Origin of the sequence: Geminicoccus flavidas, from assembly GCF_009806515.1 — a bacterium.
Lineage (GTDB): Bacteria > Pseudomonadota > Alphaproteobacteria > Geminicoccales > Geminicoccaceae > Geminicoccus > Geminicoccus flavidus.
This window is the reverse complement of record NZ_WUJP01000675.1, coordinates 1-18,687: the sequence shown is the minus strand read 5'-3', so window position 1 is coordinate 18,687 and position 18,687 is coordinate 1. Positions and strand designations below refer to the sequence as shown.

General features: G+C 67.9%; 12 protein-coding genes. All 12 read left to right on the top strand.

What is annotated here, in order from left to right:
- On the top strand, positions 1 to 913 hold a 913-nt coding region (locus tag EQG76_RS19135; protein WP_321573487.1), incomplete at its 5' end, for a TCP-1/cpn60 chaperonin family protein.
- 302 nt (positions 914 to 1,215) lie between these two features.
- Complete coding sequence (locus EQG76_RS19130) at positions 1,216 to 2,280, top strand: ABC transporter ATP-binding protein (RefSeq protein ID WP_200840939.1); 1,065 nt, start codon at positions 1,216 to 1,218, stop codon at positions 2,278 to 2,280.
- A gap of 83 nt (positions 2,281 to 2,363) precedes the next feature.
- A complete protein-coding gene (locus EQG76_RS19125) occupies positions 2,364 to 3,572 on the top strand; it encodes a type 2 periplasmic-binding domain-containing protein (RefSeq protein ID WP_159715959.1) in 1,209 nt (402 codons plus the stop codon).
- A 110-nt stretch (positions 3,573 to 3,682) separates the two neighbouring features.
- On the top strand, positions 3,683 to 4,558 hold the full coding sequence (locus tag EQG76_RS19120) for an ABC transporter permease (protein ID WP_159715958.1): 876 nt from the start codon (positions 3,683 to 3,685) through the stop codon (positions 4,556 to 4,558).
- On the top strand, positions 4,555 to 5,427 hold the full coding sequence (locus EQG76_RS19115) for an ABC transporter permease (protein WP_159715957.1): 873 nt from the start codon (positions 4,555 to 4,557) through the stop codon (positions 5,425 to 5,427). The genes EQG76_RS19120 and EQG76_RS19115 overlap by 4 nt, the downstream gene beginning before the upstream one ends.
- Before the next feature lie 113 nt (positions 5,428 to 5,540).
- Positions 5,541 to 6,965 (top strand): aminotransferase, encoded by a 1,425-nt coding sequence (locus EQG76_RS19110; protein WP_159715956.1) that lies wholly within the window; start codon positions 5,541 to 5,543, stop codon positions 6,963 to 6,965.
- 138 nt (positions 6,966 to 7,103) lie between these two features.
- The gene (locus EQG76_RS19105; RefSeq protein ID WP_159715955.1) at positions 7,104 to 7,850 is read left to right on the top strand and encodes a GntR family transcriptional regulator; all 747 of its coding nucleotides are present in this window, start codon (positions 7,104 to 7,106) and stop codon (positions 7,848 to 7,850) included.
- 45 nt (positions 7,851 to 7,895) lie between these two features.
- The gene (locus EQG76_RS19100) at positions 7,896 to 8,852 is read left to right on the top strand and encodes an ornithine cyclodeaminase (RefSeq protein WP_159715954.1); all 957 of its coding nucleotides are present in this window, start codon (positions 7,896 to 7,898) and stop codon (positions 8,850 to 8,852) included.
- A gap of 100 nt (positions 8,853 to 8,952) precedes the next feature.
- Positions 8,953 to 10,704 (top strand): ABC transporter ATP-binding protein, encoded by a 1,752-nt coding sequence (locus EQG76_RS19095; RefSeq protein WP_159715953.1) that lies wholly within the window; start codon positions 8,953 to 8,955, stop codon positions 10,702 to 10,704.
- A 230-nt stretch (positions 10,705 to 10,934) separates the two neighbouring features.
- Positions 10,935 to 14,153, top strand: a complete 3,219-nt coding sequence (locus EQG76_RS19090; protein ID WP_407925553.1) for a maltotransferase domain-containing protein — start codon at positions 10,935 to 10,937, stop codon at positions 14,151 to 14,153.
- A gap of 87 nt (positions 14,154 to 14,240) precedes the next feature.
- Positions 14,241 to 17,516 carry a maltose alpha-D-glucosyltransferase gene (gene treS / locus EQG76_RS19085; protein WP_159715960.1) on the top strand — a complete coding sequence of 1,092 codons (3,276 nt, stop codon included), beginning with the start codon at positions 14,241 to 14,243 and terminating at the stop codon, positions 17,514 to 17,516.
- Positions 17,513 to 18,687, top strand: a 1,175-nt coding sequence (locus tag EQG76_RS19080; RefSeq protein ID WP_255476568.1) for a GlgB N-terminal domain-containing protein, incomplete at its 3' end; no start/stop codon positions are given. The genes treS and EQG76_RS19080, both read left to right, overlap by 4 nt.

Here is an 18,687-nt window from a genome sequence, read left to right as displayed (position 1 = left end):
TCTGGGCGCGCTAAACGAGCTCGGGCCGATCCTGCCGGTGCTGGAGATGATCGCCAAGGCCGACCGCGGGCTGGTGCTGGTCGCCGACAGTGTGGGCGGCAATGCGCTCAGCACGCTGGTGGTCAACCGCCAGCACGCCGGTTTCAAGGTCGCGGCAATCAAGGCGCCCGGGACCGGCATCTGGCGGCAGCTCATGCTGGAGGATCTGGCGATCGCCACCGGGGGCATGGTGATCGGCGAGCAGATGGGTACCCGGCTGGAGAAGCTGCGGCCGCACATGGCCGGCCAGGCCGAGAGGATCCGGATCACCCGTAACGGCACCACGATTACCGGCGGCAAGGGCGATCCCACGATGGTCCGGATCCGCGCCAACGAGATCCGCCAGGCGATCGCGCGGGAACGGCACCTGGCCTTCGACCGCGAGCAGCATCAGCGCCGCCTCGCTAGGCTGGAGGCCGGCATCGCCACGCTGCGGATCGGCGGGATCACCGAGAGCGACATCGCGGTACGGCAGCGCCAGGCCAAGGCCGCCTCTGCGGCGGTGCAGGCCGCCTGCTCAGGCGGCGTGCTCCTGGGCGGCAGCGTTGCCTATCTGCGGGCCGGCCAGCGCTGCCTGGAGGTCTGCGCGGACGACCCGCTGGAGCGGATGGCGGCGCGGATCTTCGCCACGGCCCTGGCAGCGCCGCTTGGCCAGATCGCCGGCAATGCCGGCGCGGACGGGCGGACGGTGGCCTGGCAGCTCGCCGAACCAGATGCGGCCGGCCAGTGCTATGATGTCGATGCCCGCGGCCTGCGGCCGGAAGCGGTTCTGGTGGACGCCCTGCCGGTGGCGCGCGCGGTGGTGCAGAACGCTTCCTCCACCGCGGCCCGCCTCCTGGGCGTGGCAGTCGCCATCACCTCGCGCGCCGCATGACGCCGATCAAATAGGCGATTGCCTGAGATGTGATCACAGCATAGCTTTTCGGACAGGGAGGCGCGGGCGACTGCCCCGCACGAAGGTCAAACAAGAATGCTCTGGCACAGCGGTTGCATGCTGTGATCACGGAGTATGGAGGAACGCTCTCGGGCGTCCGGGTCTCTGCTGAAAGGTGCCGCATGCCGAATGGCCAGTCAGCCCTTGCAACCCCGACCATGGAGCGGGCGCCGGCCGCAGGCCAGGCTGCGGGCGCCGTGCCGGACAGGGAGGGTCCAGCCAGGCAAGGGAATGTCCAGCCGATGCTGGAGGTCATCGATGCGGTGCATGCCTATGGCGACGTCGTGGCGCTGGACAATGTGACGGTCACCGCGGCGCCGGGCGAGTTCCTGACCATCCTGGGCGAGAGCGGTTCGGGCAAGACCACGCTGCTCCGCCTGATCTCCGGCCTGGAGAAGCCCTACAAGATCGGTGCTTTGCGCCTGAACGGGGTGGATGTCAGCGAGGTACCGGCGTTCTCGCGCAACTGCACTACGGTGTTCCAGAACTACGCTTTGTTCCCGCATATGACGGTGGGCGCCAATGTCGAGTACGGCCTGCGGGTGCGCGGCGTGCCGCCGGACGAGCGCCGCCAGCGGGCGCAGGACGCGCTGAAGCTGGTGCGGCTGGCCGACAAGTACGACCGGCGCATCCACCAGCTCTCCGGCGGCGAGCGCCAGCGCGTGGCGCTGGCTCGGGCATTGGTGCCCCGGCCGGCGATCCTCCTGCTCGACGAGCCCTTGGGTGCGCTGGACGAGAAGCTGCGGGTCGACATGCAGGTCGAGCTCATGGAGATCCACAAGTCGCTCGGCATGACCTTCGTCTACATCACCCACAGCCAGGAAGAAGCGCTGACGATGAGCGATCGCATCATCCTCATGCGCAAGGGCAGGATCGAGCAGGCCGGCACGCCGCACGAGATCTTCGACCGCCCGGTCAGCCGGTTCGTGGCCGGCTTCATGGGCGTGGAGAACCTGATGGAGGCGACGCTGGTCGGCCTGGACGGCGACGATGCCCTGGTCGAGGTCGACGGGCAGCGGATGGCCGGCGCCTGGTCGGGCCGTACCAGGCCTGCAGTGGGCGACAAGGTCGTGGTCGGCATGCGCGCCGAGCGCCTGCACATCGCCGACCGGCCGCCGCAGGGCCCGGGTCTGAACGTGCTGCCCGGGCGCCTCGACAGCGCGATCTACAAGGGCAAGTACCTGGACCGGACCGTGCTCACCGAGGTGGGGCCGATCAAGGTGCGCTTGTGGGATTCCTCCTCGTCCACCGCGGAGCAGGGCTTCGTCTGGTGGAAGAAGGCGGATTGCATGGTGATGAGCGCCTGATGGGCACGGGTCACCCTGCCGGATAACCGAGCCCTCCACCGATCGAGCAGGGCCTTCAGCAACTAGAGGGGAAGGAAACGCCGATGACGCAAGGGAAGTTCGATCCGCGCCTGTCACGCCGCAACTTCGTGGAGAGTGCGCTCTCCCTTTCCGCGCTGACCGCGGCCGCCGCCACGCTTCCGGCAGCGCTCCCCGGCATGAGCCAGCAGGCCTGGGCCGCCGGCGCCCCGGTCAAGGGCTACGGCGTCACGACCGCCCAGCTGAAGGACTGGTCGATCATGACCAAGTCCAACGGCGTCACCATGGACTACACGCCGACCAATGCCGACATCGGCGTGTTCATGCGCGACGTGATGTCGAACGATCTGGGCGACACCCACGACTTCTTCATCTTCGACGGCGGCACCGAGGACGTGCTGGGCCCCGAAGGCTACTACGCCCCGATCGTCGAGGACCATCCCGAGTTGACCTTGTGGGCGCGCACGCCCGACACCTGGAAGCGCTCTGACCTGATCCGGGCCGACGATACCCAGTGGGGCGTGCCGGTGATCGGCAATGGCGACGCGTTCGGCTACTTCCCGGAAGTGATTGGCGCCAACCCGAACGGCCAGGACGAGATCCCCTGGACCACCTTCTTCGAGGGCGAGCAGGTCAAAGGCCGGGTCGCGATCGACCGTTCCTGGCTGCAGTCCATGAGCGAGACCGCCAACTTCCTCAAGCATCACGGCCGGGCGGAGATCGAGGACCCGGCTGACCTCACCCAGGAGGAGGCCCGCGCCGTCGCCGACTATCTGGTCGAGCGCAAGCAGGCCGGCCATTTCCGCACGATCTTCACTGCGTTCGAGGAGCAGGTCCAGCTGCTCTCCAACAAGGAGATCGACATGATCAACTGTTGGGAGCCGGCGACCCGCGACGCGAACCTGGCACTTGGCCCGGGCACGGTGGTCTACGCCTTCACCGTCGAGGGTTACTACAAGTGGGGCCACGGCGCCTACGTGGCGACCGCGGCCATGGACCGGGACAATGTCGACAACATCTACAAGGTCCTGAACTACTTCCTGGGCGGCGAGTACCGCGCCTATCAGGCCAAGGAGCGCGGCTATGCCGGGCCGAACATGGACCTGGGCGTGGAGTATGCCATCGAGCATGGCTGGCCGCAGGAGGACGTCGACCTCCTGAGATACACGGCTGAGAAGGTCGAGAGGAAGTTCGAGAAGCCGTTCTGGGGCAAGACCACGCCGTCCAATGCGGACGTCATGGAAGAAGAGTGGCAGCGTTTCCTCAACGCCTGAACCGAGCGCCGGCCCGGTGCCGCCGGGCCGGCCAGCCTGTCGCTGACATCACGGGAGCATGACGGATGGCGGCAGCCGCGATCCCGACGAGACGAGCCTGGAGCCGACGGATGCTGGACCGGCTGACGCCCTCGGGCGTCGCCGTGCCGGCCTTCCTGATCACCTGGTCGCTGGTGGTCATCCTGCCGCTGCTGGTCATCGTCCTGTTCAGCTTTCTCCAGGTGAAGTCCTACCGGGTCGTGTACGTGCCGACCTTGGGCACCTGGGAATCGGTGATCGATTCGGGTCGCTGGATCGTGGCGGTGCGCACCCTGCGCATCGCGATCACCATGACGCTGATCGAGCTGCTCCTGGCCTTCCCGTTCGCGCTCTGGCTGGCCAAGGGCTGCAAGTCCAAGCCGGCCAAGGCCATCATCATCACGCTCCTGACCATCCCCTTCTTCCTGGACACCTCGTCCCGGATCATCGTCTGGCGCTCGATCCTGGGCACCAACGGCATCGTCAACACCGTGCTGACCTCGATGGGCATCGTGGACGAGCCGATCAGCTGGCTGCTCTATTCGGAGTTCGCCGTCCATTTCGGCATGCTCGGGTCCTACTTCCCGACCATGGTGTTCCCGATCTTCATGATCATGTCGCTGATCGACGACGACTATATCCAGGCGAGCAGTGACCTGGGCGCCAGCCCCGGCCAGACCCTGCTCTACGTGATCCTGCCCATGTCTCTGCCGGGCGTGGTCGCAGGCGTGGTGTTCACCCTGGTGCCGCTGATGGCGGCATTCGTCGAACCGCAGATGCTGGGCGGCGGCTTCGTGAACCTGCTCGGCAACTCGGTGAACTCGGCACTCCAGGAGCTGAAATACCCGACCGCCGCAGCCCTCTCGACCATAGTGGTGGCGCTGCTCGGCGTCTGCCTCGCGGCGCTGATCCTGATCACCCGAAAGCGCTTCGACATGTCCACCATGTTCCAGGCGATCCGCCGATGATCGGAACCTCCGACCTGCCCACCCTGGCGCTGATCGACGAGCGCCAGCTGGCCGACAGCAGCCGGTTCTGGCGCCGGGTCAGCCGCTGGAAGGGCTGGCCCACCACCGCCAAGTGGCTGGGCTTCTTCGCGATCGCCATGATCTACGTGCCGCTGGTCTGGCTGGCAGTCATGTCGATCTCGCAAAGCCCCCTCTCCGGCATCCCCTATCCGCTCACCACGGCCAACTACGCGGCACTGGCGGCCGATTCCCGCTGGATCCCGCCCCTGCAGGTCAGCCTGGTGATGAGCACGCTGGTGGCGATCGTCTGCATGGTGATCGCCACCATGGTCGGCCGCTCGATCACCCGGATGCGCCGGCCGGGCGGCGTCCTGCTCCTGACGCTTCTGCCCCTGTTCGTGCCGGGCCTGACCATGGGCGCCGCCCTGTTCATTTTCCTGCGCACCATGCTCGGGCTGAAGATGGGCTACTGGTCGATCTTCCTGGCTCAGCTCGTCTGGGCGCTGCCGTTCGCGCTGCTGCTGGTCCTGGTGATCGCCAGCCGGTTCGACCTGCGCCTGCTGGAAGCGGCCGAGGACCTGGGCGCCACGCCGTGGCGGCGCTTCTGGGACATCGAGATGCCGATCCTGCGGCCGGGCGTGTTCGGTGCCGGCGTGTTCGGCTTCCTCCTGTCGTTCAACGAGCTGCTGCGCTCCTTGTTCCTGCGCGGCGTCGAGACGACCATGCCGATCTACAACTGGGCGATGGCCGCCTCGCAGCAGTCCCAGGTGCCGATCATCTTCTCGCTGGCGACCATCATCCTGGTGGTCACCCTGCCGGTCATGGGCGTGTTCTTCTGGTTCCTGTTCGTCAAGCTCGACCGCAGCTGAAGGCGGCTGCGGCGGGACTGGCGTTGACGCACAAGGCCCAGACCGGGCACAACTGTGATCACAGCGCGATGTGGCAGCGCCAGCGCGCTATCCCTTAGAAAGTGGAAGAATCGATGCTGGATGCGCTGGACGAACGCGCCAACTACAGCCTGGAAGACATGGATCGGAACAGCCTGTTCCATCCGCTGACCTCCATCGCCGCCCATATGGACAAGGGGCCGGCGATCATGGACGGGGCGAAGGGCGCCCGCCTCCGTGATCACAGCGGCAACGAGCTGGTCGACTGCTCCGGCGGCCTGTGGTGCGTGAACATCGGCTATGGCCGGCCCGAGATCGCCGAGGCCGCCAAGCAGGCCATCCTCGACCTCAACTACTGGCACCTGTTCGGCTCGGCCTCCAACGAGGCGACCATCCGTCTGGCGGACAAGGTCCTGAACCTGTTCCACGAGCAGGCCAATGCCCGGCACCTCAAGCGGGTGTTCTTCGGCACCTCCGGCTCGGACGCGAACGACACCAACTACAAGCTGGTCCGCTACTATGCGAACCTGCGCGGCACGCCCGAGAAGCGCAAGATCATCTCCCGGCAGGGCGCCTATCACGGCCTGACCGCCGCGGCCGCCACGCTCACCGGCATCCCCTCCTACCACAAGGCGTGGAGCCTGCCGGACACCGGCGTCATCCATACGAGCTGCCCGCACTATTTCCGCTTTGCCGAGGATGGCGAGAGCGAGGAGGCGTTCACCGACCGGATGATCGCCGAGATCGCGGCGATCATCGAGCGGGAGGGACCTGAGACGATCGGCGCCTTCATCGCCGAGCCGATCATGGGCACGGGCGGCGTGCTGATGCCGCCGAAGGGCTATTTCGCCAAGCTCCAGCTGCTCCTGGACAAGCACGACATCCTGCTGATCGCGGACGAGGTGATCACCGGGTTCGGTCGCCTCGGCCAGTGGTTCGGCACCGGGTTCTACGGGCTCAAGCCCGACATCGTGACGCTCGCCAAGGGCATCACCAGCGCCTACTTCCCGGTTTCCGCCTCGGTGGTCTCCGAGCGGATCTGGAACGTGCTGGAGCAGGCCTCGCCGGAATACGGGCCGGTGATGCACGGCTTCACCTATTCCGGCCATCCGGTGGGTGCTGCGGTGGGCCTGGCGAACATCGCGATCCTCGAGAACGAGAACATGGTGGGCAATGCCGCCACCGTGGGCGCCTATCTGCTGGACGGGCTGAAGTCCCGGTTGGCCGAGCATCCTTACGTGGGCGAGGTGCGTGGTGCCGGCCTGATGATCGGCGTGGAGTTCACCGCCGACCGTGCCAAGCGGACCCCGTTCCATGCCGGCAGCAACGTCCATCGCCTGGTTGCGTCCAAGGCGGTGGAGCACGGGCTGATGGTCCGGGCGCTGCCGTTCATCGAGGTCGTGTCCTTCTCGCCCCCGCTCTGCATCACTAAGGCCGAGTGCGACCTCGCGGTGGACCGCTTCGCCGCCGCGATCGACGATCTGACGCCGAAGATGTCGGAACTGGCCAAGGCGTCCTGACGCCGCCTTCCGGCGGCCGCGGCGGAAAACGCTGCGGCCGCGTTTCATGAGCGTCCTGCCCGGCACCGGCCGGTTGCGGGCGGTGCCGGGCGACGCGATGCTGTCGCCCGGCCTGCTCGAGCCTGGCTGGACGAAAGCATGCACGAGGTCTCGAAGACGTTCATGACTGCCCTTCTGCAGCCTGCCGGGCACCCCCCCGCCACCATCGACCGGGCCGATGCCGCGCCTGGGGACGAGAACACGCTCGGGCAGCAGGTCTATCTCGACCTGGAACTGCGCATCCTCTCCGGCCACCTCCTGCCCGGCGACAAGGTGAGCCTGCGCAAGCTGGCGACGGCGTTCCAGACCAGCATGCAGCCGGTGCGCGAGGCAGTCGGCCGGCTGGTGGCCGCCTCGGCGCTGGAGGTGACCCAGTCGCGCTCCATCCGCGTGCCGCCCATCGAGCGGCCGATCGTCGACGAGATCTGGTCCACGCGGCTGCTGCTCGAGGGCGAGGCTGCCGCGCGGTTCGCGGCCCGGAACGTGCCCGAGGAGGCGCGCGCCCTGTTCGCCAAGACCAGGATGATGCGCTCCTCCCGGTTCGGCATCGACTTCCATCCGACCGTGCTGGGCCTGATGGAGTGGAACCGGCGGCTCCTGGACGGCTCGGCGGCACCCATCCTGATCGACATCGTCCACCGCCTGCACCTGCGCTATGCGCCGTTCCTGGCGCTGGCCATGAGCGTCGACCAGCCGCACGATCCGGAGTTCCTGCAGTTCACCCTGCACATGCAGGACGAGCTGGGCCTGGCGATCGAGACCGGCGACGTCGCGGCCGCCCGGCATCTGCGCTGTGCCGACATGCGCTCCTTCCAGCGCTACCTCTACCGCCGCATGGGCTGGTAGGCTCCGGCCGGCAGCCCGGTGCAGGAGCGGGCAGGGGAGCGCGCGATGCAGGTCTTCGACGCCGGACAGGTGCACCGGCTGCTCGACTATCCCTCGCTGGTGGCGGCCCTGCGCCGGGCGCACCGGGGCGGGATGCCGGATACCCACCGCACGGTCATGGCCGAGCCTGGGGGCGGGCCCGACCGGTTCGTCGCCCTGTCCGCCTGGGCGGCCGGCGAGCTGATCGCGGTGAAGCTGGTCGGCGTGTTCCCGGGCAACCTCGCTTTGCCGGTGCCGGAGCCCTCCGTGCAGGGGCTGGTGGCACTGTTCGACGGGCGGACCGGCGCCCCGCTGCTGGCCGCCGACGGTGCGGCCATGACCTTCCGCAAGACCGCGGCGGATTCGGCGCTGGGGGTCGACTGCCTGGCCCGTGCCGATGCCGAGACCCTGCTGGTCGTCGGTGCCGGCGGGCTCGCTCCCCATGTGGCACTGGCGCATACCAGCGTGCGGCCGTCGCTGCGCCGGGTCCTGATCTGGAACCGCACGCCCGCGCGGGCCCGCGCCGTGGCCGACGGGCTGGATCTGGGCGCGGTCCGGGTGGAGGTGGCGGCCGACCTGGAGCTGGCGACCGGCCAAGCCGACATCATCGCCACCGCGACCATGTCGACCACGCCGCTGGTGCGTGGCGACCTCTTGCGTCCTGGCACCCATGTCGACCTGATCGGTGCCTACCTGCCCGAGATGCGCGAGTCCGACGACGCCGTGATCCGGCGCGGCCGGCTGTTCGTCGACACCTTTGCCGAGTGCGACCGCTGCGGCGATCTGGGCCAGCCGATCGCGCAAGGCCTGATCAGCCTCGATTCGATCGAGGCCGACCTGTTCCAGCTCTGCCAAGGTGCGCATCCGGGCCGCACCTCGCCGGACGACATCACGGTCTACAAGAACTCGGGCGGCGCCCATCTCGACCTGTTCACCGCCCGCCACCTGATCGACCAGGCAGGCCGCGCCGAAGTTCAGGGTTGACGGGCAGGGGTGCCGGCAGCATCGCCGGGCCTGGCTCTGCGCGCCGGCTCCGTGCGCTATATCGGACCACCATGGCGGCATCCCGCGCGCCTGAGGAACCATGCTCCGAGAATTCTTCGCCTATTACCGTCCGCACCGGCGGCTGTTCATGCTCGACTTCGGCTGCGCGGTGCTGTCCGGCCTGCTGGAGCTGGGCTTCCCGATCGCAGTGAAGCTCTATGTCGACGTGCTGCTGCCCGGCCAGCAATGGCTGCCGATCCTGCTGGCAGCCGCCGGCCTCCTGCTGATCTACCTGCTCAACACCGGGCTGATGGCGGTGGTGAACTATTGGGGCCACGTGCTCGGGATCAACATCGAGACCGAGATGCGCAGGCGGGCCTTCGACCATCTGCAGAAGCTGTCGTTCCGCTTCTACGACAACCAGAAGACCGGGCACCTGGTGGCGCGGGTGACCAAGGACCTGGAGGAGATCGGCGAGGTCGCCCATCACGGGCCGGAGGACCTGTTCATCGCGGTCATGACCTTCATCGGCGCCTTTTTGCTGATGGTCTGGGTCCATCCGCCTTTGGCCTTGCTGACCGCCCTGATCATCCCGCTCGCCGTGTTCGTGACCGCCCATTATGGCGGGCGGATGACCCGCAACTGGCGCGCCCAGTTCGGCCGGGTCGGCGCCTTCAACGCGCGGATCGAGGAGAATATCGGCGGCATGCGGGTAGTCCAGGCGTTTGCCAACGAGGAGCACGAGCGCCGGCTGTTCGCCAAGGACAACGCGCTCTACCGCCGGACCAAGCTCGAGGCCTACAGGATCATGTCGGCCAGCATGACCATCAACTATCTGGGCATGCGCTTGGTCCAGCTCGTGGTGATGCTGGCAGGGACCTATTTCGTGGTGACCGGCGGGCTGTCGGTCGGCGGCTTCGTCGGCTTCCTCCTGCTGATCGGCGTGTTCTACCGCCCGCTCGACAAGATCACCGCGGTGATCGAGACCTATCCCAAGGGGATCGCCGGCTTTCGCCGCTATTCGGAGCTGCTGGCCACGGAGCCCGACATCGCCGACCGGCCGGATGCCGTGCCGGCACCGTCGCTGGCAGGCGAGATCCGCCTCGAGCACGTCACCTTCGGCTACGGGACGGCGCGGCCAGTGCTGCGCGACATCTCGCTCTCGATCGGGGCCGGCGAGACCGTTGCGTTCGTGGGGCCCTCGGGTGCCGGCAAGACCACGCTTTGCTCGCTGGTGCCTCGCTTCTACGACGTCGATGCCGGGCGGATCACGATCGACGGCATCGACATTCGCGACCTGACCCTGGAATCGCTGCGCCGGCAGATCGGCATCGTGCAGCAGGACGTGTTCCTGTTCGCCGGCACCATCCGCGAGAACATCGCCTATGGCCGGCTGGACGCGAGCGAGGCGGAGATCCTGACGGCCGTGCGCCGGGCACGGCTGGAAGGACTGATTGCCGCACTGCCGGACGGGCTGGACACGGTGGTGGGCGAGCGGGGCGTGAAGCTGTCCGGCGGCCAGAAGCAGCGCCTGGCGATCGCCCGGATCTTCCTGAAGGACCCGCCGATCCTGATCCTGGACGAGGCGACCTCGGCGCTGGACACTGCGACCGAGCAGGCGATCCAGCGCTCCCTGCACGAATTGTCGCTGGGGCGGACCACGCTCGTGATCGCGCACCGGCTGTCCACCATCCGCAACGCCGACCGGATCGTGGTGATGACCGAGGCCGGGATCGCGGAACAGGGGCGGCACGCCGAGCTGGTGGGGGCTGGCGGGATCTACCAGCAGCTCCACGAGGCCCAGCACGCGGTCGAGATCGGCCGGCTGCCGCCCGACGGATTGACCGCCTGACCCCTCTGCCCGGAACAAATCTGTCCGGATACGGTTGCTCGGTGTGGAACCCGCAGGGCCGGACGTTCGCTTCTCGGTGGCGACCGGCCATCATGGCGCCACCGATGGATCGGACCGAACAGCGACAGGACACTATCGTGTCAGCAGCAGACGATCTTCTTCTCGATGCCCAGGTCACGTCATCCGCGCAGGCGACAGGCACGCCGCGGATCTATTATGTCCACCCACTCGTGGCCGGGCCGCTCGATCGCTGGAACGAGCTGCTCGATCACGCGGCGGAGCTGGGCTTCGACACGGTACTGACCGCACCGCCTTTCCTGCCCGGCCACGGCCAGAGCGTGTTCCTGCCGAAGGACATGGACGAGCTCCACCCGGCGCTGGGCGGCGGCAATGCGGACGAGGCGCTGGCAAGGCTAGCCAGCGAGGCGCGTCAGCGCGGCCTGCGGCTGATGGTCGACCTTGTCGTGGACCGGGTGGCGCGCGACAGCCGGTTCGCCATCGATTCCGGCCTCGCCGCTGCCGGTGCCGACGTGCTCGACCCGCGCCGCGATCCGGCCGAGCGCGAAGGCCTGCTCCTGTTCTTCAACGACGATCCGCAGCAGCATCCCTTTCTCGGCATGCTGGCCGAGCGGCTCGCCCGCCTCGTCCAGGCCGGTATCGGCGGCTTTCGCTGCCTGCACTGGGACCGAGTGCCCGAGGCGGGCCTGCGCCGGCTGGTCGAAGCCGGCCGCGCTGCCGGCCAGGACACGCGCTTTCTCGCCTGGACACCTGGCACCAACTTTGGCGCACGCAGCGTGTTGAAGCCCGCCGGATTCGATGGCGCCTTCTCGTCCTTGTGCTGGTGGAACCTGCGCGACAGTTGGCTGGTGGACGAGCACGAGCTGCACCGGGCGATCGGCGATGATATCGGGTTCCCGGAAGCGCCGTTCGACAAGCGCGTGACCCACGAGGTGGAGCCCGACCTCGTGCTGCACCGCCGCGCCGTGCGGGCGCTGCGGCTGGCCGCCGCCTTAGGCGACGGGCTGCTGGTGCCGATGGGCTTCGAGTTCGGCAGCCGCGTGCGGCTGGATCCGGCCGGCGGCGACGGACGGGGCCTTCCTGGCCTGCGCGAGCAGGGCAATTTGGACCTGGTGGGTGAGGTGCAGGCGGCCAACCGGCTGGTGGCCGAGGCAGGGGCCGCCCTGCGCGGCCACCCGCTGCTGATGACCCGCGACGACACCGCACCGTTCACCGCGATCCTGCGCACCGATGCCGCCGATGCCCGCCAGGCTGGACGGGCTTGGCTGCTGCTGGCCAATGTCGATTTGGCCCGGGCCACGCCCGCGGATGCCGACATCATCGCCACCGATGCCGGTGCCAGGTTCTTCCCGTTCCGCGCGGACGAGGCGGGCCTGGAGCTGTCGCCCGGCGAGAGCATCCTGCTGGAGCCGGGTGAGGCGCGGGTCCTGACCGGCCGGGCCAGCGACATGATCCGCGGCGTTGTAGAGGTGCCGGACGTCCAGGCCGCGGTGGCATCGCCGCGCCTGATCATCGAGAAGGTCACGCCCGCGGTGGACGACGGCGCCTTCCCGGCCAAGCGCATCGTCGGCCGGACCGTCGAGGTGGAGGCCGACATCTTCGGCGACGGGCACGACGTGCTCCAAGCCGCGCTATTGTGGCGGCCGCTCGACCAAGCGGAATGGCAGGAAGTGCGCATGACGCTGGTCGTGAACGACCGCTGGACAGCGAGCTTCCCGCTGGAGCGGGTCGGCCGCTACGAGTTCGCAGTGGAGGCTTGGCGCGATCCGTTCGCCATCTTCCGCTACGAGCTGGAAAAGAAGCACGCCGCCGGGCTGGACGTGACCCTGGAGCTGGAGGAAGGCCGGCTCCTGGTGGAGGCGGCGCTGGACGGGGCGGAAGGCGGAATCGCGGGTGAGATCCGGGGGCTGGCCGAGCGGCTGGCGCGTGCGGACTATGACAGCCGTCTGGCGATCCTGATGGGCAACGAGGCGGTTGACGTGATGACCCGGGCGGACCGCCGGCAGTTCAGGGTGCGCTCGCGTAGCTACGCGGTGGATTCCGAGCGCACCGGCACTGAATTCGCGAGCTGGTACGAATTGTTCCCGCGCTCGCAGAGCGGCGACCCGAACCGGCACGGCACGTTCGACGACGTGATCCGCCGCCTGCCCTGGATCCGGGACCTGGGCTTCGACGTGCTCTACATGCCGCCGATCCACCCGATCGGCCGCACCCACCGCAAGGGCAAGAACAACAGCCTGACGGCGGGGCCGGACGATCCGGGCAGCCCGTACGCCATCGGTGCGGAGGAAGGCGGGCACGACGCGATCCATCCGGAGCTCGGCACGTTCGAGGACTTCCGGCGTCTGGTCGCGGCCGCGGCCGAGCATGGCATGGAGGTGGCGCTCGACATCGCGATCCAGGCCTCGCCCGACCATCCCTGGCTCAAGCAGCATCCGGACTGGTTCGACTGGCGGCCGGACGGGACGATCAAGTACGCGGAGAACCCACCCAAGAAATACGAGGACATCGTCAACGTCGACTTCTACGCCAAGGGTGCCATGCCCTCGCTCTGGGTGGAACTGCGCGACGTGATCCTGCTCTGGGTGGAGCAGGGGGTGAAGCTGTTCCGGATCGACAACCCGCACACCAAGCCCTTCCCGTTCTGGGAATGGCTGATCGCGGACGTGCGCCGCGACCATCCGGACGTGGTGTTCCTGGCTGAGGCCTTCACCCGGCCCAAGGTCATGTACCGGCTGGCCAAGATCGGCTTCTCCCAGTCCTACACCTACTTCACCTGGCGCAACACCAAGTGGGAGCTGACCGAATACCTGACCGAGCTCACCCAGACTGCACCCAAGGACTTCTTCCGGCCGCATTTCTTCGTGAACACGCCGGACATCAACCCGGACTTCCTCCAGAACGCGCCGCGCTCGGCCTACCTGATCCGGGCGGCGCTGGCGACCACGCTGTCCGGGCTGTGGGGCATGTATAACGGCTTCGAGCTGTGCGAGGGCCGGCCGGATGCCAAGAAGAAGGAATATGCGGACAGCGAGAAGTACCAGATCCGCGCCTGGGACTGGGACCGGCCGGGCAACATCATCGCCGAGATCCGCCAGCTCAACCGGATCCGCCGGACCAACCCCGCCCTGCACAGCCATCTGGGCATCAGCTTCCTCCAGGCGTGGAACGACCAGGTCCTGTTCTACGAGAAGGCTACACCCGGCCGGGAGAACGTCCTGCTGATCGCGGTTGGGCTGGACCCGCACCACGCCCAGGAGGCCGATGTCGAGCTGCCGTTGTGGAAGTTCGGGCTGCCCGACCACGGCACGCTGGAGGTGGAGGACCTGATGCGCGGACAGACGTTCACCTGGACCGGCAAGCACCAGCGGATCCGCTGCGACCCGGGCGAAATGCCCTTCTCGATCTGGCGCGTGGCGGCAAGGGGCTGAAGAACGATGCTTGAGAAGAACGAAGCGTCCATCCTGGAGCAGGAGGCAGCGCCGCCGCCCGAGGGGAACTCGGACATCGCCTCCGGCATGCGCGGCGACCCGCTCTGGTACAAGGACGCGATCATCTACCAGCTCCACGTGAAGTCGTTCTTCGATTCCAACAATGACGGGATCGGCGACTTCGCGGGTCTGATGCAGAAGCTCGACTACATCGCTTCCTTGGGCGTCAACACGATCTGGCTCCTGCCGTTCTACCCGTCACCCAGGCGTGACGACGGCTACGACATCGCCGACTACCGCGGCGTCAGCCCCGATTACGGCACGCTGGACGAATTCAAGGCCTTCGTGCAGGAGGCCCATGCCCGCGGCCTGCGGGTGATCACCGAGCTGGTGATCAACCACACCTCCGACGAGCATCCCTGGTTCCAGCGCGCCCGACGCGCCCCGCCTGGGTCGCCTGAGCGCGACTTCTATGTTTGGTCGGACACTGACCAGAAGTACCCCGAGACCAGGATCATCTTCATCGACACGGAGAAGTCGAACTGGACCTGGGACCCGGTGGCAGGTGCCTATTTCTGGCACCGCTTCTATTCACACCAGCCGGACCTGAACTTCGACAACCCGCAAGTGCTCGAAGAGGTCCTGAGCGTGATGCGCTACTGGCTGGACATGGGGATCGACGGGCTGCGCCTGGACGCGATCCCCTATCTGGTTGAGCGGGAAGGAACGATCAACGAGAACCTGCCCGAGACCCACGCGGTCCTGAAGAAGATCCGCGCTGCCCTGGACAAGGAGTATCCGGACCGGATGCTGCTGGCCGAGGCCAACCAGTGGCCGGAAGACACCCAGCAATATTTTGGTGACGGCGACGAATGCCACATGGCGTTCCACTTCCCGCTGATGCCGAGGATGTACATGGCGATCGCCAAGGAAGACCGCTTCCCGATCACTGACATCCTGCGCCAGACCCCGGAGATCCCGAGCAACTGTCAGTGGGCGATCTTCCTGCGCAACCATGACGAGCTGACCCTCGAGATGGTGACCGACGAGGAGCGGGACTATCTCTGGAACACCTATGCCGCCGACAAGCGCGCGCGCATCAATCTCGGCATCCGCCGCCGGCTCGCCCCGCTCATGCAGCGCGACCGCCGGCGCATCGAGCTGATGAACGCCCTGCTCCTGTCGATGCCGGGCACGCCGGTCATCTATTACGGCGACGAGATCGGCATGGGCGACAACATCTATCTGGGCGATCGTGATGGGGTGCGCACGCCCATGCAGTGGTCGCCCGACCGCAACGGCGGCTTCTCCCGCGCCGACCCCGCCGGGCTGGTCCTGCCGCCAATCATGGACCCGCTGTATGGCTATGAGACGGTGAATGTCGAGGCGCAGAGCCGCGACCAGCATTCCCTGCTGAACTGGATGCGCCGGGCGCTCACCCTGCGCCGCAGCCATCCCGCGATGGGCCGCGGCAGCTTCCGGCTGCTCTACCCGGCCAACCGCAAGGTCCTGGCCTATCTGCGCGAGCTGGACGGCGACACTATCCTGTGCGTCGCCAACCTGTCGCGGGCACCCCAGGCGGTGGAGCTCGACCTGTCGGCTTACGCTGGCTCCGTCCCGCTCGAGCTGACCGGCCCCACCGCTTTCCCGCCGATCGGCCAGCTCACCTATCTGCTGACCCTGCCGCCCTATGGCTTCTTCGGCTTCCAGCTCATGCCGGAGGCGGACAGCCCGCAATGGCGGATGACCCCGCCCGAGCAGCTGCCCGAGTTCGAGACGATCGTGCTCCGCCACTCGCTGGGCGAGATCATGGAGCCGCGCAACGCGGGCATGATCGCAAAGGATATCCTGCCGACCTATCTGCCGCTGCGCCGCTGGTTCGCCGCCAAGAACGAGCGGCTGACCGCCGCCCGGGTCGCTTGGTCGGTCGCCATGCCGTTCGCCGAGGACGTGGTGCTGGGCGAGATCGAGGCGACGCTCGGAGAGCGCACGGAGCGCTACTTCCTGCCGCTCGGCATCGCCTGGGACGGCGGGACGATGACCCCGCTGCCGCAGCAACTGGCACTCGCCCGGGTGCGCCGCGGCCGGCGGGTGGGCTTCCTCACCGACGGCTTCGCGATCGATCGCTGGGCGCAGGGGCTCCTGCGCGCCTTGTGCGACGGCACCCAGATCGCCACGCCCGAGGGCCGCATCGACTTCGTGGGCGCACCCGACCTCGACTGCAGCGAGCTGGGCGAGGACGCGCCGATCCGCTGGCTGTCCGCCGAGCAGTCCAACAGCTCGCTGATCATCGGCGACTTCGCCATGATCAAGCTGGTGCGCCGGGTCTATCCGGGCATCCATCCCGAGGCCGAGATGACCCGCCATCTCACGGCCGCAGGCTATGCTAACTCCTCGCCCCTGCTGGGCGAGGTGCTGCGAGTGGGTGAGGACGGCACGCCGCACACGCTGGCGATCGTCCAGGGTGCCATCCGCAACCAGGGCGACGCCTGGCACTGGCTGTTGGACAACCTGAAGCGCACGATCGACGAGCATGCCCTGATGGAGGCGAACGGGCACGGCGACGACGAGGAGGTGTTCACCACGCTGGACAATTTCGTGGGCATCGTCGGCCGCCGCTTGGGCGAGCTACACGCGGTGCTGGCGACAGCCAGCGACGACCCGTCCTTCGCCCCGGAGCCAGCCGACACTGCCGCACTGGATGGCTGGCGGTCCCGTGCCTCAGCCCAGCTCGCCACGGCGTTCACGGTCCTCGAGCGTGCGCGGGCCGATCTGGAACCCGACCTAGTCGTTCTCGCCGACCGGCTGCTCACCATGCGCGAGCCGCTGCTGGCGGCGGTCGATCGCCTGGCCGAGACCGGCAGGGAGGCCCTGATGACCCGCATCCATGGCGACTTCCACCTGGGCCAGGTCCTGGTGGCGCATGGCGACGCGTACATCATCGACTTCGAGGGCGAGCCCGCCCGGCCGCTGGCGGAGCGCCGCGCCATCACCAGTCCGTTGCGCGACGTCGCCGGCCTGCTCCGCTCGCTCGACTATGCGGCGGTGTCGGCAGTGCCACCGGACGAGGAGGTAGCGACGCCGCAGCTGCAGGAAGCGCGGCTCCGGCTGGTCGACCAGTTCCGCCAGGGCGCGGAGCGGGCCTTCCTCACCAGCTATGTCGAGGCGATCGAGGCAGCTCCCCAGCTCGGCCTCTCGGCGGAGCGGCGCGGCCCGCTGCTCGATCTGTTCCTCCTGGAAAAGGCGGCTTACGAAGTGCAGTACGAAGCGGCCAACCGGCCGAGATGGCTGGGCATCCCGCTGCGCGGGCTGGCCGCCATCGCCGACCGCCTCACGGACAGCGGCACCGGCGAGGTGGCATGATGGCGGCGCAGGAATCCCTTCTGGCCGGCGTCGATCCGGCAGCGGTGCAGGCGCTGGTGGAAGGTCGGTACGGCGACCCGTTCGCGATCCTGGGGCCGCATCCGCATGGCGAGGGCGGCATCGTGCGCGCCTTCCTGCCGGGCGCTTCCGCGGTCGAGCTCCTGTCCCGGGAGACTGGCGAGCGGCTGGCCTTCCTGGAGCCGGTCCATCCGGCCGGTCTGTTCGCCGGGCATGTCGAGCGGTTCGCCGCCTACCGCTTCCGGATTCACTGGCCGGAAGCGATCCAGGAGACCGAAGATCCCTACAGCTTCGGCCTGCTGCTGGGCGAGCTCGACTTGCACCTGATCGCCCAGGGCACCCATTACCGGCTGAGCCATGTGCTGGGTGCCACGGCCATGACCTGCCACGGCGTGCCGGGCGTGCGCTTCGCCGTCTGGGCGCCGAATGCCAAGCGCGTCTCGGTGGTGGGCGACTTCAATGCCTGGGACGGGCGGCGCCACCCGATGCGCCTGCGCCAGGAGGCCGGGGTTTGGGAGCTATTCATCCCGCGGCTCGGGCCGGGCGACCGCTACAAATACGAGCTGCTGGGGCCATCGGGCCAGCTCCTGCCGCAAAAGGCCGATCCGGTCGCCCGTGCCGCCGAGGCGGCACCCGGCACGGCCTCGATCGTCGCCCGCTCCGAGCCGTTCCGCTGGACGGACGAGCGCTGGCTGGCAGAGCGGGCGGAACGACAGGGTGGTGCCGCGCCGATCTCGATCTACGAGGTCCATGCCGGTTCCTGGATGCGCGATGCCAAAGACGGCAACCGCAGCCTGGACTGGTCGGAGCTCTCCGAGCGGCTGATCCCGTATGTGGCCGAGATGGGCTTCACCCATGTCGAGCTCCTGCCGATCATGGAGCACCCGTTCGGCGGGTCCTGGGGCTACCAGCCGCTGGGCCTGTTCGCTCCGACCGGCCGCTACGGCACGCCAGAGGACTTCGCCGCCTTTGTCGACCGCTGTCATGCGGCGAATATCGGTGTGATCCTGGACTGGGTGCCCGCGCATTTCCCGACTGACGTGTTCGGCCTGGCCCGGTTCGACGGCACGGCGCTCTACGAGCACGAGGATCCGCGGGAAGGGTTCCACCAGGACTGGAACACGCTGATCTACAATCTCGGCCGCAACGAGGT